Source organism: Aquimarina mytili (assembly GCF_016735115.1).
GTDB classification, from domain to species: domain Bacteria; phylum Bacteroidota; class Bacteroidia; order Flavobacteriales; family Flavobacteriaceae; genus Aquimarina; species Aquimarina mytili.
This window is the reverse complement of record NZ_JAERQJ010000003.1, coordinates 600,250-618,293: the sequence shown is the minus strand read 5'-3', so window position 1 is coordinate 618,293 and position 18,044 is coordinate 600,250. Positions and strand designations below refer to the sequence as shown.

At 33.8% G+C, this 18,044-nt stretch carries 11 protein-coding genes; all 11 read left to right on the top strand.

What is annotated here, in order from left to right:
• The first annotated feature begins 11 nt into the window (after positions 1-11).
• Genes JJQ60_RS10015 through JJQ60_RS09965 form a run of 11 tightly spaced genes read left to right on the top strand, consistent with a single transcriptional unit; the run spans position 12 to position 18,044 of the window.
• Complete coding sequence (locus tag JJQ60_RS10015; RefSeq protein WP_201919233.1) at positions 12-926, top strand: hypothetical protein; 915 nt, start codon at positions 12-14, stop codon at positions 924-926.
• Between the two features lie 35 nt (positions 927-961).
• Positions 962-1,882, top strand: coding sequence for a hypothetical protein (locus JJQ60_RS10010; RefSeq protein ID WP_201919231.1), 921 nt, complete (start codon positions 962-964; stop codon positions 1,880-1,882).
• A gap of 27 nt (positions 1,883-1,909) precedes the next feature.
• Positions 1,910-2,383, top strand: a complete 474-nt coding sequence (locus JJQ60_RS10005) for a phage tail protein (RefSeq protein ID WP_201919230.1) — start codon at positions 1,910-1,912, stop codon at positions 2,381-2,383.
• Positions 2,384-2,394: 11 nt separating this feature from the next.
• Complete coding sequence (locus JJQ60_RS10000; protein ID WP_201919228.1) at positions 2,395-2,853, top strand: phage tail protein; 459 nt, start codon at positions 2,395-2,397, stop codon at positions 2,851-2,853.
• A gap of 11 nt (positions 2,854-2,864) precedes the next feature.
• Positions 2,865-3,035 carry a DUF5908 family protein gene (locus JJQ60_RS09995; RefSeq protein WP_201919226.1) on the top strand — a complete coding sequence of 57 codons (171 nt, stop codon included), beginning with the start codon at positions 2,865-2,867 and terminating at the stop codon, positions 3,033-3,035.
• Positions 3,035-3,778 carry a CIS tube protein gene (locus JJQ60_RS09990; RefSeq protein ID WP_201919224.1) on the top strand — a complete coding sequence of 248 codons (744 nt, stop codon included), beginning with the start codon at positions 3,035-3,037 and terminating at the stop codon, positions 3,776-3,778. Before JJQ60_RS09995 ends, JJQ60_RS09990 begins: the two co-directional genes overlap by 1 nt.
• Positions 3,779-3,807: 29 nt before the next feature.
• Positions 3,808-5,595 carry a type VI secretion system tip protein VgrG gene (gene vgrG, locus JJQ60_RS09985; protein WP_201919222.1) on the top strand — a complete coding sequence of 596 codons (1,788 nt, stop codon included), beginning with the start codon at positions 3,808-3,810 and terminating at the stop codon, positions 5,593-5,595.
• A 13-nt stretch (positions 5,596-5,608) separates the two neighbouring features.
• Positions 5,609-5,899 (top strand): PAAR domain-containing protein, encoded by a 291-nt coding sequence (locus JJQ60_RS09980; protein ID WP_201919220.1) that lies wholly within the window; start codon positions 5,609-5,611, stop codon positions 5,897-5,899.
• A gap of 10 nt (positions 5,900-5,909) precedes the next feature.
• Entirely contained in the window at positions 5,910-6,332 is a 423-nt protein-coding gene (locus tag JJQ60_RS09975; RefSeq protein WP_201919218.1) for a GPW/gp25 family protein, read from the top strand.
• 16 nt (positions 6,333-6,348) lie between these two features.
• On the top strand, positions 6,349-10,902 hold the full coding sequence (locus tag JJQ60_RS09970) for a baseplate J/gp47 family protein (RefSeq protein ID WP_201919216.1): 4,554 nt from the start codon (positions 6,349-6,351) through the stop codon (positions 10,900-10,902).
• Positions 10,903-10,904: 2 nt separating this feature from the next.
• Positions 10,905-18,044 carry a hypothetical protein gene (locus JJQ60_RS09965; protein ID WP_201919214.1) on the top strand — a complete coding sequence of 2,380 codons (7,140 nt, stop codon included), beginning with the start codon at positions 10,905-10,907 and terminating at the stop codon, positions 18,042-18,044.

Here is an 18,044-nt window from a genome sequence, read left to right as displayed (position 1 = left end):
ACAGTAGTAAAATGGCAAATATGAATGGGAATGATAGTACTATGCTAAATCCCGAAAAAAATATATGTGACATACTAAAGGTCATTAAAAATGAAGAAAAAACGGCAGATAGCTCACACACTGCCTATAAGACCAAAAGAGATTCTAAAGAAATAGCTCGAGGCTACAAAATCTGTTGCCTTGATAAAGCCGAAGAATCTTATGATGTATACCAGGATTTGATGAGTTGTATCGTCTTAAAAAACTACAAGAAAACAGAGATTATTCAAAAGAATGTAGACGATTACTGCAAGAAAGACGATGAGTTAGAAAAACTTATCAATGAATCTTCAAAACTGATTAATGAACTGCGTGTAAAGATCAATGAAGCTAATGATGCAGCATGTGCAATGGCTAATTGTATAAAAAACTGTATTCCCGAACCTAAAAACGGAGGAGAAAGAAAAGGCGCCAAGGGATTAAGAGATATAAAAGAAGTGTACAAGTTGTTAAGCGATATAACAACAAAAACTTCTACACTCGCAAGTAAAGGCCAGAATGCATTTAATTCTACAGTTAATGTTGCAGGGATACAAACCTTCATAAACACTTGTGGTCTTAAAAGTTTTGCGGCAAACCTTATAGACTCAATGAAAGCATTTAAGGATTTCATTACTGAGAACATCAAAACCACCGAAAAAGATGTTGCCACATTTAGAGATGAGTTAAATGTTGTTGTTGAAGAGCTTGCCGAGGTTACGTGCGCTTTATACATGGAAGGAACCAAAGAAAAAGGCTTATACGCCACCAGAAAATTTATTTGCGAAGGTGAATGTAAAGATGGGCTATTAGATCTTTCATGTGATTGCGAAGAAAATGATAACTGTGATGATGATGATCATTATGATTCTAAGAATATGAAGCAACAAACAGTAGATAAGGATTGATAGATATTTGATATAAATGATATAAAAATAGAATTATGGAGAGTATAAAATTTTTGATAGATGATCGTTGTTGCAAGGATGAAGGAGGTAATGGAGATAATGGGGATAAAAATTGCCTCACAAAATGGGAAGATGATTTCATCGATGCATGCAATACATATAAAAGGAAATCTGCAGAAGCCGATAAACGAAAAGAAAAATATACCAATTCTTATAATTGGAAAGATAAATTAGATAAATGGTTTGACCTTATTGAAAAATCAGACGAAAAAGCAAGTGATATTGTTGTTAACCTTGACTTTTTTTATCAGCAAGTATTAAAAGTTTGTAAAAACTCAAAATGCACCAATGGGGCTTTGAGAAAACTTCTTTGCCTGGTAAAATCCATGTTTGATTGTTTGTATACCTATGAACAATCAAAAAAAGGACTCTTTGAACTTACTTCAGAGCTAATTACGGCTATAGAATGTCTAAAAAATCTTAAAGACGAAGATAAAGACGAAATGATTAAGTGCATAAAAGTGTACGAAGAAAAAATCAAAGCTATTGCCGAACTTCAAGATGCTATTATAACCAAGCTTTTAGATTCGCTTAAATGCGCAAACTTGTTATATGCGTATATCTGCGAAGAGCATGGTCTTGAATATAAATTAAAGAAAATGCTAGACGAATTTAAAGGGGATCTCAAAGAGAAAATGCATTGTTCTCCAGATGAAGATGATGACAAAAATATGTATCCATGTGATGATGAAAAGGCAAAACCTCAACCAGAATTCCCAATTAGGGATAGTGAGTACTTTAAAGAGATTCAGAAAGCATTAGGTATTGCAGTGATAAAAACTGAGCAGTTTAAGAAAGAATGGACCGATAAGAAAAAAGAAAGCGATGAGGCGCTATCTCGTAAAAATAGTCTTACTGAAGCAATAAAAGCAGCCAAAGCAGCTGAAGGAAAATAAATCCAAATATAATTTAAGAATAAAATCATGGCAGAAAAAAAATTAGATTATCCATTACCAAAGTTTCATTTTAAAGTAGAATGGGGCGATAAATTTCGTATTGGATTTACAGAAGTTAGCGGACTTGATTTTGAAACTGAAGTCATAGAATATAGAGAAGGAGACAGCCTAAAATATAATAAAACTAAACAACCAGGACTTACTAAGTTTAGTAATATTACTTTAAAAAGAGGAACATTTCAGGGAGATTTTGACTTCTACAAAGAATGGCAAAAAACATATTACTTCCAGGAAGGTAACAAAACAAGATCTAAATTTAGAAGAGATGTTTCAATCAGCTTATTAGATGAAAATCATAAAGCTATAATTACTTGGCAGTTAGAAAATGCCTGGCCTAGTAAAGTACAATCGACAGACCTAAAAGCAGATGCTAATGAGGTTGCTATAGAAACCATGGAGCTGGTTCATGAAGGTTTAACTATTGTTGAAGCAAAAGGATAGTACTATAATTTATGGTAAATACATATCAAATAGTAGGGTTTCATTTTAGAGTTCTTTTTACAGGTCTTCCTGAATCAAATGGGACAGATGTTAGTTTTCAGTCTGTATCTGGCTTAGATGTTCAAATCGAAAAAGAGGCCATGAAAGAAGGTGGCGAGAACAGGTTTGAACATCAAATCCCGGGGCGAAGCAAATACACCCCCTTAACTCTAAAAAGAGGAATACTTAAACCAGACGACTCTGGTTTGATTAAATGGTGTCAACAGGCTTTTCAGAATATGATCATCAGACCTCTAACCAACGTTGATGTAGAATTGTTAAACGAAGATCATAAACCTTTAATGCGATGGCAATTATCACATGTATGGCCAGTAAGTTGGAAAGTAGGAGAATTCAATGCTGAACGAGGAGAAGTCCTTATTGAAACACTTGAGTTAAACTACAATTATTATGCGGTAACTGCTCCTTAAAAACTATAAAAATGCCTTTAGAAATTAGAGAATTGGTAATAAAAGCTTCAGTAGGAGGCGAAAGTACCTCTACTGTTAATAATAGTTCTAATAGTTCGTCAGAAAGTGGCTTAGGAGAGTCTACAATCAATGAGATTGTGGCAAAAGTACTTGAAATAATTAAAGAGAAAAATGAGCGATAATGGACGAAAGCGGGAAATTAATAAAAGTTTCAATAGAGGCTTATGAAAATGAGGAGTTTACTAAAAAAGCCAAATCCAAGCCGAACCGGATTTCGTTGCCAGTAAATCCCGAAAGTTTTACCCAGAACTTTAAAGTAAAACTTAATGTTCAACAAGGGCAAGGAAACCAAGGGACCAACGCAAGCTATGAAGGAACGGCTCCAGAAGAATTAAAATTAGACTTTATACTGGATGGTACCAATACCATTCAAGGGTATAACTCTACTTTAAAATTTAAACCAGATGTTGCGAGTTTATCTAATGAAAATTCATTACCTGTAAAAGACCAATTAAAAATTTTTATGAATACGGTCTATAATATGAATGGCGAAATTCATAGACCACATTTTTTAAAAGTTCATTGGGGTGATGGGTTTAAGTTTCCATGTATTCTTTCAAATCTAGATCTTAATTATACGCTGTTCAAACCTAATGGTGATCCATTAAGAATTAAAGTAAGCGCCACTTTTCTCAATTATATTGCTCAAAAAGAACGGGTAGCACGTGAGCGTAAAAGATCACCAGATTTAACCCATGTACGATTAGTAAAAGCAGGAGATAGATTGGATTGGATGACAGATGAAATTTATAATGATCCTAAGTATGTAATGCAAGTTGCCAGGGCAAATGGATTAACAACATTTAGGCAAATCAAACCAGGTAGAGAGTTAGTTTTTCCACCTCTGGAAAAGACAACAGAATAAACTAACCAAAATATAAACCAATCAATAGCATGAAAGATAGAGAAATACCAGTAAAAGCATCACACAATGTATCAACATTTGATATTTTGATCGACGGAAAACTAGTTGATCCAGGCTATCAGGTACTCTCGATTTCAATAGTAAAAGAAATAAATAAAATTCCAACTGGTAAAATAGTTTTGCAAGATGGAGATTCATCAGAAGAGACGTTCAGAATAAGTGAGGAAGAAGAATTTCTACCCGGCAAATCAATAACGATAAAAGCTGGACGCGATGGAGAAAACAAACAATTATTTAAAGGAATTATAGTAAAACATGGTATAAAAGTAAAAGAAAATGGCAAGACAGAACTTATACTTGATTGCAGAGATGAAACTGTAAAAATGACCATTGGCCGACATAATTATTATTATGAAGAAATAAAAGATAGTGAAATTATGGAGGAAGTAATTGGCAGATATTCCTCCCTTAACCATGATGTAGAAGCTACAAATGTTAGTCATCTAGAAATGGTACAGCATCATTGCACCGATTGGGATTTTTTATTAATGAGAGCCGAGGCTAATGGTAAATTGGTCACTGTGGATGATGGTAAAATAAATATTAAAGCTCCGGTTACCAATTCAAGCCCTGCTATTTCCGTATTGTTTGGCTCTACACTGATTGATTTTGAAGCCGAAATGGACTCCAGAAACCAGTGGAATTCAGTCGAAGCAAAATCATGGAACTATAGCGGGCAAGATATGTTTGAGCACGTAACAGAAAGTGTATCTATAAATGAACCTGGTAATGTAAGTGGACAAAATTTGGCAGGATTAATAAGTCCTGAAAAATATGAACTTAGACATACAGGGCAGGCTATAGAAGAGGAGTTGCAAGAATGGACAAAATCTATAATGCAAAATAGCAGGTTATCAAAAATACAAGGTCGAGCCAAATTTATCGGTTTTGGAGATGTTAAACCAGGTCAATTGATAGAACTACAGGGGGTCGGACAAAGATTTACGGGTAATGCGTTTGTCTCGGCAATTAGACATGATGTGTATAATGGCTCCTGGTATACGCAGGCCCAATTTGGATTAAAACCAGATTGTTTTTCACATATCCACAAAAATATCGCCGATGTACCAGCAGCTGGACTAGTACCAGCTATTAATGGATTACAAATAGGAAAAGTAGTGCAATTACAGGATGACCCTGATGGAGAAAATAGAATATTAGTAAGATTACCCATTATTGATAATGCAGCCAGAGGAGTATGGGCAAGAGTAGCCACTTTAGATGCAGGTTCGGGAAGTGTAAATGGAGGTAGAGGATCATTTTTCTTACCCGAAATTGAAGATGAAGTTATAGTAGGATTTTTAAATGATGACCCTCGCGAAGCCATAGTATTGGGCATGTTAAATAGCAGCGCTAAACCTGCACCTATAACAGCCCAGGATGACAACCATGAAAAAGGGTTTGTAACACGGTCGGGGATGAGACTACATTTTCATGATGAAACCAAAACTATTACGGTAGATACCCCTGCAGGAAATAAAATTGTTTTAGATGAGGATTCTACATCAATTACTGTAGAAGATCAAAATGGGAATACAGCAGTTATGGATCCAGATGGGATCTCAGTAAACAGTCCGGGAGATATTAAAATAGAAGCTACCGGAAATTTAGATATAAAAGCAGGAATGAATATGACATTAGAGGCAACACAAATATCAGTAAAAGCAAATGCAAGTATGGAGGTCAAAGGAGCAACAACAAATGTTTCTGCAGATGGGCCAACTACAATTAAAGGGTCAATAGTAAATATTAATTAAAAAGAACAAAACTATGCCAGCAGCAGCAAGAATAACAGATATGCATACATGTCCATTAGTTAATGGAACTGTACCGCACGTAGGAGGCCCGATAATAGGACCACCTAAATCTACAGTTTTGATTGGCGGTATGCCAGCAGCCGTAGTTGGTGATATGTGCGTATGTGTTGGACCTCCAGATACTATAAATCGTGGATCAGGAACTGTTTTTATAGGGGGTAGCCCGGCAGCAAGAATGGGAGATATGACCACACATGGAGGAACAATTGTTCAAGGGTACCCAACGGTAATGATAGGAGGATAAAATAAAAAGAATGAATACAAGCAAAGCATATTTAGGAACAGGGTGGTCATTTCCGCCAACATTCGATATGGATAGCAAAACCATAACGATGGTTAGTGCAGAAAAAGATATCGAACAAAGCCTTGAAATTTTACTTTCAACAAGTTTAGGAGAACGTGTAATGCAGCCTGAATATGGGTGTAATTTAAAGGATTATCAATTTGAAAGTACAGATAGCGCATTAATTGGTTTTATAAAGGATTTAGTAGAAAGAGCCATACTTTTTTTTGAACCCAGAATCAAGTTAGAAAGAGTAGATGTTACTGAAGAAGATTCTTTCGACTTGATCGAGGGACTTTTAAAAATTATTGTTCACTATGAAATTGAAGGATCAAATACTCGTAATAATTATGTGTACGATTTCTATCTAAGAGAAGCCAATCAAGGGATATAAATAAAGGTATAAACAAATGAAAAACCCATCAAACATAGCACATCCCTTAAAAAATAGAACAGGGACAAGTCAACGAAACAGAGTTTTGCAAGCTTTGGGAACAGACTCTGCATTAATTGATGGTAAAACAATGGCTGATAGATTATTTTTAATTAGCGAATATGCTAAACACGTTAATTTCTATCAATATGTAAAAACCGAAATTAATGGGGAGTCTCAAGAATTAGATAACTGGTCGGTATTTTTTAACGATAGCTTGCCTTTTAAATTAGCAATTTTGAGCAAAACATCTATCGACGAATTAGAGGCTCAATTTTTATTTTTATATGAAGAGCTTAAGGCTAATCCATCAAAGCAATCCCTCGAATCACTTTTTAATTTTATCGAAAATAAAATTATATCACCTACTACACAATTATTTAATACAGTAGAAAGCGAACAGAATAGTTTTACAGATTCGTTATTGGCAATTATTAAAACTTCATTTTCAGACGCACTAAAATCATTCATTTGTTTATATAATTCTAGCGTTAATTTTTTATGTATCACCAAAAAGAATTTTAGTGGTTTTATAAACTCTCCTTGGCAACTAAAAGTTGAAGAGATATATGCATTAGACTTATGTCTTAAACAAGTGCAAAAAGGAAAAAAAGAAGCTTTTTTAAAAGCTGGAGAAGTACTAAATACCATATTCCGGCAAGTATTAAGCGGGTTACAGGAGATCGTTAGTGTTGTACCCGATTACATAGCTGAAAGCTTAATGCCTTTAAAAGAATCGCTGCAAAAAAAACATCAGCCGCATATAGCACTGTTATTTACTTTTTTAGAGGTGTTCAAACATTTTCAAGGCAATATAAATGAGCTTAATAAAAAGCACTTGGATTTCTTTTATGAACAAGTACTAAAACTTGTCCCAAAAGATGCTATCCCTGATAAGGCTCATATTGTTTTTGAACTTGCAAATCATAAAAAACAATATGCATTAAGCAAAGATTTACTATTAAAAGATGGAAAAGATGGCAATAACCAAGATATACAGTTTGGTCTAGATCATGAAATTATTATAGATAAAGCACAAGTAAAAGATTTAAAAACACTTTCTCTTTATCCAACAAAACTAAATGGTGTAAGACGAATCGAAGGAGTATACATTGCACCAAAAGCCAATGCAGCCGATGGTGTTGACAAGGAGTTTAAAGAGGATCAACCTACCAATTGGCCAACATTAGGATCTAAGTATAGCAAGTATATTAAAGAAGGAAATGAAGAAGTTGAAGAATACCCAAGAGCTCGGCTTGGATTTATATTGTCATCTCCAGTCTTATTATTAGAAGAAGGTAAACGAATTGTAGAAATACGACTTAACTGTAATTTAGCCAACAATGGATTTACGGCAGCACAAATAAAAAGCAATTTAGATCAAATTGCATTACAAAAAGTGTTTTCATTTAGTAAAGAAGCTGTAAATCAATGCCCTGAGATATCTGACGAAACAAGAAAATATTTATTAGATATACTGGGTGATAAAGACAAATACTATATAGAAGGTAGTTTAAAAGATTTTTTAACACAAAAAGATCCGATTAGTTGTGAACCCTTTTTAGATGATAACCAGAAGTCTTACTTATGTAATTGCGAGGTATTTGTTGAAGAAACTTCTCCTGATGTTAGTCAGCTTTTTGTTATTTCTTTTAGCGGTGAAGAAGAATGGGTCATCCCAAAACAGGATAATATTGAAAGCGTACAGATAAACCTTCCGGCATTTACCGAATTAAATACTGAAGGAGACATACAATTTATGTTTAGAATAACGCTAGATGATGATGATCCAAAAGTTGTTTTCTTTAATGAAGAAAAACTAAAAGAAAAAATCAAACTCGACATACCTTTTCCATTAGTAAAAATAGAGCTTAACTCTAAAGTAAAAAAGAAGTTCAACGTTTTTACATGTGATGAAATTGTAGGAGGTCCTGTTATACTTGATGAAAATGATCGTATTGGATGTTGTTTAAAAAAGGATGAAAATCCGCAAGAAGAAAAAGAAATATCACCGTATAACTTTTTAAAAGGATTAGTACTTACAGATGCCAAAATTGACATTGAGGTATGTGGAGTTAAAAATATAATAGTCCAGAACGATGAAAATCTTCAGGATGTAAGCAAACCCATGTTTCCTTTTGGGCCAAGACCTAAGGTTGATGCGTCATTTTTTATAGGATCAAAAGAAGTATTCTGCAAAGATTGGGAGTCTTTTAGAGTTGGAGTGGAGTGGAAAGACAGACCTCAGGATTTTGCAGATTATTATGAAGCATATAATCTAGAAGACGGCGTTAATATTGATAGTGATGATGTCTTTAAAATGGAAGCCAGCGTTTTGGATGATGCTCTTTGGAAGAAAGACAATGTTTTAAAGAATATTTTTACAACAAAAGAGAGCTTTTTATCATGCCCTCCTATTGATCCATTGTTTAATTTTAACGGATATACATGGGATCGGTCAGATTTTCCATTAAATACCTATCAAGAAAAATCAATGCCGATTGATCCTTTATCCCCTCTTACTGTAAATTCTAGAAAAGCGTTTTTTAGAATGCGACTCAAAGGAGAAGATTTTCAACATGATCAATACGCTTTTGTATTAGCAAAACAAGTAATGGCACTAGCTAATATTATAAGTCCAGAAGCTGCAGCACGTGTTCGTGATGATCTAAGATTATTAGGGCTGCTAGGTGATCAAGCACTAGTACTATTAGGAACCATATTGGGAAATGTTGATTTGGTAAACAGTAGTATAATTGCCTTAGATAATACCGAAATACCAAATCTATTAAATCTCGCTAATAGTATACAACAAGATTTAAACGATGTTAATAATGATTATAATGATGCTGCTTCTCCAGGAAAAGTTCTAACTGCTTTGGGTAATATTAATTTGATGCTTGTTGAATTAGATCCTCTTCTTAATGCATCATCTATAATAGATCAAGTAGATCTTATTAGGACTCGCCTCAATCTTATTAAAGGTTTTATAGAGGATAACCCTGGACTTCCATTTTTTCCAAATAGTATTCCCGATAGCGTTATTAATGATAATCCGCTACTACCTAATTATGGTCTACTAATTATCTTAGTTGATATAAAAAGAAGAATTGAAAGAGTAACGCAGCTCTTAGATGTACAAGAAGAGGCCAAACTACCTAACGAACCATATACACCACAGATCAAATCCATATTTGTAGACTATAAGGCTAAAGCTGAAATAGAAGATATGGATATTGTTCACCTGTATCCATTTGAGGATACATCTAAGCAAGAGAATATCGTAAATGAACCTACACTTTTTCCGTATTTTGATGATGAAGGAACCTTGTTTATTGGAATAGAAAAAATAACAATAGGGGGTAGTTTATCCATGCTTTTTCAATTGGCAGAAGCAACGGCCGATTCAGAATTGGATAGAGCCACAATTAATTGGTATTATCTAAGTAATAATGAATGGAAACCACTTGAATTTGATTTTAAAGTAATTTCTGACACCACAGATGGATTTACAGTATCAGGTATTACTACGATCATTGTACCAGAAGATATCAGTAATGAAGGAAATACTGTAATGCCTGATCCGTTGTATTGGATTAAAGCTACGGCACCCAAAGATGTAAAAGCAGTTGCAGAAACCATAGGTATTCATACTCAGGCAGCAAGAAGTTCTGCTAGAATTACCGAGTTAAACGACAAAAACAGGTTAGAAGAAGCTTTAGAGGAGGGTAGTATTGCCAAATTGGTTGAAGCAGATTTTAATGTTAAAAAAGTAGAACAGCTATACCCTTCATTTGGAGGTAGAACTCCAGAAGCTAATGGCCATTTTTATACACGAGTTAGTGAGCATTTAAAGCACAAAGGGAGAGCATTGATGCTTGCTGATTACGAAAAAATTGTTTTAGAAGGATTCCACGAAATCTACAAGGCAAAATGTATAACGCATACCATGGGTCTTTCGGCAATTGATTATAAGCGTGATCTAGAAATAGCACCAGGTTATGTAGTCGTTACGGTAATTCCTGATTTAACAAAACTCAAATCTGGAAATCTGCAAGAACCAAAAGTCCCTGTAAGTCTATTAGAAAAAATAGGAGATCATATTAGAAAGCGCACTTCGCCGTTTGCTCGTCTTAAAGTAATGAATCCAAGATTTGAATATGTTGATGTATCTATTACTATTCGATTAAACCGCGGTAAATCCCCTGATTTTTATAAGAAAAAATTAAAGGAAGATATCAGTCTGTTTTTAGCCCCTTGGTCGCTCGGGGATTCAGAAAAATTGGCCTTTGGTCAAGTAGTACTCTTTTCTGACATCGTTGGATTTGTTGAGCAATTAGAATATGTAGATTTTATTGTTAGCCTCAACCTAAAAGGGGAATGCGATCAAACGGGATCTATTATTAAACCACTAACGGCAAGATCGGTGCTAACAGCTGGAGAAATTTGTGTTAAGGATGATAAAGAAGAGTGCCCGAAGAATGGAACTATTCAGAGGCCTGAGATTAATCAATTATATCAATCAATGTAAGAATGGAAGGAGTATCAGAAAATACCATATCTGTTATCAAGCAAAATGATCCAAATTTGCCAGAATATCTGGATTTTGAGAAGCTTAGAAGAGAGGGATTAGAGCATATCGGAAACCTTTCAGGAAAAATATGGACCGACCATAATGTGCATGATCCAGGAATTACAATTCTTGAAGTTTTGGTATATGCACTCTTAGATTTGGGGTACAAAACAAATCTTCCTTTTGAAGATTTAATTGCCAAAAAAGACAATCAAGATAAAGATGATAACTTTCTAACTCCTCTGGAAATACTAACGATAAATCCAGTCACTATAACCGATTATAGAAAATTACTTCTAGAAATTGAAGGCGTTAGAAATGCTTGGTTAGAACCAATAAATCAGGAGGTGGGTTTGGTTGTGAATCCAAATTTGGATACTCTAAATTGTATAGATCCAAATAATGAAGAGACAAGTAGTACGCAAGACAATTGTACGCTTGGAGAGCTTTGCTTAAATGGATTGTATGAAGTGTATATTGAAAAAGAAAAAGATGCCGATAATGATAAAATCAAGCAAGATGTAATTCAATTACTTTCTAAACACAGAAATTTATGTGAAGATTTTATCAGCATAAAAATTTTGGAGCCTGTAAATTTTGGAGTTTGTGTGGATGTTGAAATACGTTTGGGATATGACCCTAAAGTGATTTATTCTAAAATTATTAAAGCACTAAAACACTTCATTCAACCCGAAATCAGGTATTATACTCTTAATGAACTTCTGGATAAAGGAAAAACTATTGATGAGATTTTTGCCGGCAGACCTTACAGCAAAGAAAGTTTCGGATTTGTAGATACCGATGAGTTTGAACTATTAAAAAAACGAACAGAAATTCATCTTTCAGATATGTATAACGTCATTCTGAGTATTGAAGGCATTCGAAAAATAAAAAAAATACATATACAAAAAGGGAATATTAAATCTTTAGAATGGATCCACACCATTGAGGATAATCAAGTTCCCGTGTTTTCAATTGACAATACTTGTGTTGATATATATAACGAACAAGCATTACTTAAAATTGATAAACTCAAGATTCTGAAATCACTTTCTTTCGAAAAAAAATTCAGACTACCGCTATCTAGCTTAGATAATGAAATTCCGCCTGGAGTATATCATGAAGATTTGGAAGATTATTATTCTGTACAAAACGATTTTCCTGTAGTATATGGCATCGGCGAAGATGGTTTGCCAGATAGTGCTTCATTGTTGCGAAAAACACAGGCACTACAACTCAAAGGGTACTTAATGTTTTATGACCAAATATTAGCAAATTACACCGCTCAATTAGCCAATATTCGTTCATTATTTTCACTGAAATCTGAAAATGAAAGGGATCCAAAAGAAAGAAAAACATATTTTACTCAAATTCCGGAAACAATACCCGAATTAGAGCATTTACTACGATTTTATGATAATGGCACAACGCAAACACAAGGCACAATATTAGCTTACCCTGTAGCAATTGATGAAGAGTGGAAAGCGGCGTTAAAAAAACTTGAAGAAAATCCCAGAACAGAATTTTCTATTGGTAATTATTGTGAAGGTACTACAGGATTAATTAACATGTATACGTTTCCTTCAGTAAATATAAGATCTATACATATAAATCAGTTAATTGATTCCTTTTTTACTAAAAATTACACCATACAAGTGCTAGAAGATCGCTTTGGTTGTTTCTTTATACTATACCCAGGATTACCAGATGGAATAGTAATAGTTGGAACAAAAAGATACAAAACCATTAGTGAAGCTAAAAGTGCTGCAAAAAATGTTACTTTTTTCGCTGCAACAAGTGATAGCTATAGTTTGGTTACTAATAAATCAAAAGATACTTCTCCTGATCAACATCATTTTGGGATTACCACACATCCAATATCATATATAAACCTAATCCAGGAACTAACCGAAAATAAAGAAGAGTATATCTCAAGACGTAAACAGTTTTTGGATCATTTGCTTGCTCGATTTGGAGAAGAGTTTACAGATTATACCCTACTTCAATATAAAGGTACATTAAGTCAGCCAGAGCTAGATCAGGAAATGATTAATGATCATTCTTTGTACATCAATGAATTTGCAGAACTAAGTAGAAATCGAGGTAAAGCATTTAATTATTTAGAACCTTCATGGAATACTGATAACGTTTCTGGATTTGAAAAAAGGATTTCTCGACTTACCGGATTAGATAATTATCACCGAAGAAATCTCTGCAATTTTGAAGTAACAGAGTGTTATAGACTAATACTTAGAGACCCTAAAGGGAACCTTCTTTTTAGAGGCAATACTAGTTATGAGACGCCAAAAGAGTTAAAGTTAGCCGCAAAAGATATTTTATTGAAACTTCGAGATGGGAATTCGTATAAAACTCTTGAAAGAAAGCTCAATGGTTTTGATTCTGATATAGTGGCAAGAATGTTTTGTGAAAAACCAACAGATGAGAATATTATAATTACAAAATATCACTACCGTCAAAAATTAATAAATCATAATGATGTAGAAGTTGTTGGTAGCAAGAATACTAGAATAACCTCTGAAGCAACTGCAGTCAAAAAAAGAGAAGAATTTATTAAGGATATAAATAAGCAAACTTCTCTCGATGCATCTAAAGAAAATGAAAAATATCGTTTACTTCCTGTCGATCAAGAAGATTGTTATTTAGATGTTGATAAACTACAACCCAATATAGATCCAATTATTAGCTGGAAATGGCATGTCAAAGATGCAGTTTCTAAAGAAAAAATATCTAGCGACCATGGTTTTGAAAATGAAGAAGAAGCATGGGAGCATATGATGAAGCGTACTGAGCTGGATCATTACTTAACAGAACATAAAAAAGGACATAAATGGTCTCTAAATATTGCAGATGAGAAAATTTCTTTTCACGGGCTAGGTTGTTATCCTGATAGAGATAAAGTAATTGCCGCTTGGCGAAATGCAAAAGTATTAGGAAATTCTTCAAAAAATTATGTGATAGAAAAAGGAGAAAATACATATAGAATACTATTGCAAAATGAAAAGAAAAAAATTGTCGCAGTATCAGAACCATATGAAAATCTTAAAGAAGAAAGTATTGATGGATGCATAAAAGCTTTCGGTAATAGAAGAACCAAACCTAATTATAGAGAAGAAAAGGCTAAAATTGGGTTCAAAATTCCTATAAACGATAATGTAACACCCCTTGTAAGCTATTGTGTTTATGATTCTAAAAAAGAGGCATTACAAGAAATACGCAAAGTTTTTGAGTTAGGCGCAAACAAAAAAAATTACCTGCTATCGGGAGACGAAGGAAACCCTGAGTATAATTTTTTACTTAGAGATACATCAGATTCGTTTCTAACTGTACCGCCAGATGATTTTGAAACTGCTACACAGCGCAATAAATCATTAACCACAATACTTCGTTTTTTTAAAGATAACGAGCAACCTATTTTAGTTAAAGAAGAACCGCGCAAATATGTTTGGTTACTTTCAGAAAATGAAAATGTAGTACTAAAATCAGAATCCGAGTTCTCATCCAAAGCTAGAGCACAGTCTAATTTTGATAAGGTGATTACTACAGAAGCATTACAAAGTTGTGCTGATTTATGCAGGGATCATTTATACCGGTTTGAGATTACAAGTACGCCGGCAGAATATAAATATGTATATGGAACTACAAATGCGCTTCATGAGCTAAACCCAATCTTTATTAGCAATGATGCCTATAAAAATAAAGATGAAGCTTCAGATGCGTATGAAGAATTTGTAAAAAAATTACCCAAATTATCACTTAAGACAACCAGAAAAAATAAAAATACATCTGAATTCTCCTTATATGATAAAAGTACTTTGGTAGCCATTCAATATAATGACAAGGAGATTAAAACATCAGAAGCAGAAGAGCATAAAGGATCATTAGAAGAAGCAAAAGAACTAACAGAGTATATAAACAGAGTATATACAAATAGTACGACTCCTAATGATGACTTTGTGGATTCAGAGATGACAGAAGATGATAGGGTGTCTTACGAGTGGAGGTTTTATAAAAAGAACGCTCCAATAGCTAAGAACCTTTATTTATGTGATCAGAAAGACGATTCAGAAAGTATCAAAAGAATTATTTGCGATAAAACACCTCCTGTTGACCTAAGGGTTTGCCCTCCAAAACAAATTGTTGTTTGCCCAAGAGATGATAAAAAAATATATCATTATCAAGTGTGTTTTAAGGATAATAATGGTAAAGAATTTGTTTTAATAAGCTATGTTGGTTATCAAACGAGTGCAGAAGCTGAAGCTGCTTGGCAAAAAGAATGGTTAGAAGTAATAAAACTAGCAAAAGACAAAGAAGAGTATACCGAGGAAGGGAGAATAAATATAAAAGAAGAATATCAAGATCTCGAATCCAAGGACTGTAATGAGATTTCCTTCATTGCAGTAATCCCGAAAAAGAAAAGTGATGAAATTGGGGGTGACAAGGAGGCATTGATCCAGTATTATACTGAATTGGCAGATCTATTTCCAATTTATAAAGTCGAGATTGATGAAGATGAATTAGATGAAAAACAAGATCAGGAAATTATAAAATGCAAGGATAAATATAAATATAGAGTTGTTGTTCCTGATAAAGAATTGATAGGAGATACAGGATGTACAAATACAGATAAAAATGAATACTTGGGAAGCCTATTATGGGATAGTGTGGATTGTTTTGACACTATTGAAGAAGCCATTGAAAAGTATCGGTATTTTTACATCTTGGCGCACACCCCAAATAATTGTAGAATTCTATGCGAAAAAAGTAAGTTTTATGTTGGTATAGTTGAAGTTTTAGCCGAAAGTTCATGTGATTTTGAATCCTATACAGATGCATGGGATAGTAATTTTCCAACCAAAGAAGATTCCTGTAAGGATTGTATTCCAGGTGGGGTACGAGAATTTATTTATGCTGCCGAAGATGATAAAAATTATATTCCGGTATGTGATCAGCAGTACTGGAAATTTAAAATAGTGTCTCCAAGCTATTTTGTTTCAGAACATAACTGTTGGTATAACTCTGAAGCTGAAAGAGACGCTCAAATTATCATTTGGGAAGAAATCTTGGAAAAGCTGGATTGGAGCAAATATATTGTTCAAGATCAAGTTGAACCGACAGAAAGAAACAGCACAAAAGCTAGAGCCTTAGATGTAATCATTAGGTTTATCAATGAAAACCCGGATAGAATTAATCAAATATGCGAATATGTTGAAGTTGCTAGGGATTGTATAAAGGCTTGTTCTAAAGATGATCCTTTTGTAGATCAAAATGAAGCGTTCTTAAAATGCTTTTTAGAGAAAATAACTGCAGATATAGACGATCCTAAAATAGTAGACAATCTAGATGTTGATTTAAGTAATATATATTACCTAATTCGTTATTTTCCGGTGTATAAAACAGATAAAGGATATTGTTATAGACTTTACTGGACTCCAGACGATGATGTAATTTCTAACACCGAATTGCAACCTTGTGGCTGTGATGAAGAAATTAGTGATCCCGAAAAAGCTTGCGACGAAGAATATCCTTTTATAAGTAGTAATTGCTATTCATGTTGCACCGAAGCTTTATTAGAGTTTATTCGATTTTGCGAATTAATTACCAATAAGACCTATAGTTTCGAGCCAGTTTCAAAAACAAAATACGGTCCGTATTCTTTTCAAATAATCGATACAAGCAGAGAACTCGCATACCATCCCCAGCAATACAATTGCCTACAAGAAGTAGAGGATGCGATTAAGATGACCAAAGAATGTATCGATGATGGAGGAATGCACCTCTTAGAGCATATACTACTAAGACCAAAAAACCATGAAGAGTGTAATACATCTATAATTATCGAGGATGAGTATGAAAACCAAAGAGGCGATAACTGTCTTTTACCAATCTGTCCTGATTATCGTTGTCCAATAGAATGGCAACCCGATTTAGATAAAGATGACCCTTGTGTAGATAATCCCGGGGCGAATATGATTCATTATTTGCCTGGTACAGACCCATATTCTTTTTGGGCCACAGTTGCTTTACCATCATGGATAAAATGTTTTAGAACTGAAGAGTCTCGACAAATTTTTGAAAAACTATTGTATCGAGAAGTGCCAGCTCTCGTAGGTTTAAACATTCTATGGTTAAGCCCTAAAGATATGTGCAAATTCGAAGATGAATACAAAAGATGGTTAGAGTGGGTTCAAATTTTTGAAACCTATAAATATGATCCTGAAAAAATCAATAAAGACCTAACATCAAGTATATGTGAGCCCGAAAAAGGACCTCCTATTTGTTCTATAGTAGATTGTATAAAAACTCTGAAATCAGAACCAGCATGTCCTACGATACCCGGAGAACAGGGAGATTGTGATTGTAAAGATGATGAATGGATAAACGATGACGAGTGTTGTTTGCCAAATGAAACTAAAGGAACTATTTTTTGGTCTTGTTGTAATTATTCGGATAATAATCCAGTACCTATACCGGGAGATGATACAACAATTTACAGCTTAACTGCAGACATAAAACCTTCTAAAATTGTAAAGGAAAAGCCAAGTAGTGCATCTAAAGAAATCAAAAAGAAAACCGTTTCAAAAACTAAAACCTCGACCTCCAAAACTAAGAAAACAACAAAAAAAGAAATAAGCAAAAAAGAACCTGATCATGACCTATTGACGTTAGTACGACAACGAAAACCAAAATATCTTTCTAATATAAAAACGTTGGCAGATGATGATATGATGAAAACAAAAAGCTACGAAAGAACTGTATTCTTTTTACAAAATACACCTACGGTAGCTGGCTATGTACAATTAGTAAACTTCTTTAAAAGATATAGCCTGCAAAAAGATAATAACATAGAGGGCTTCTTAGGTTTATTAAAAAATGCGACATGGCATGTATTGGATAAATTAGTACTTGATCAAAAAGAAGAGATCAAAAAAGAAGAGATTGATGAGTTACAATCTTGTTTCAAAGTGTTAAGTGAAAAAGGACTATCTCTCAAAGAAATGACTAAACAATGGAAGATAGAAGATGTAAAATCATTAGCAAATACAAAACCCCTTAATCAGATAAAAAAGTTAGTAAACTAA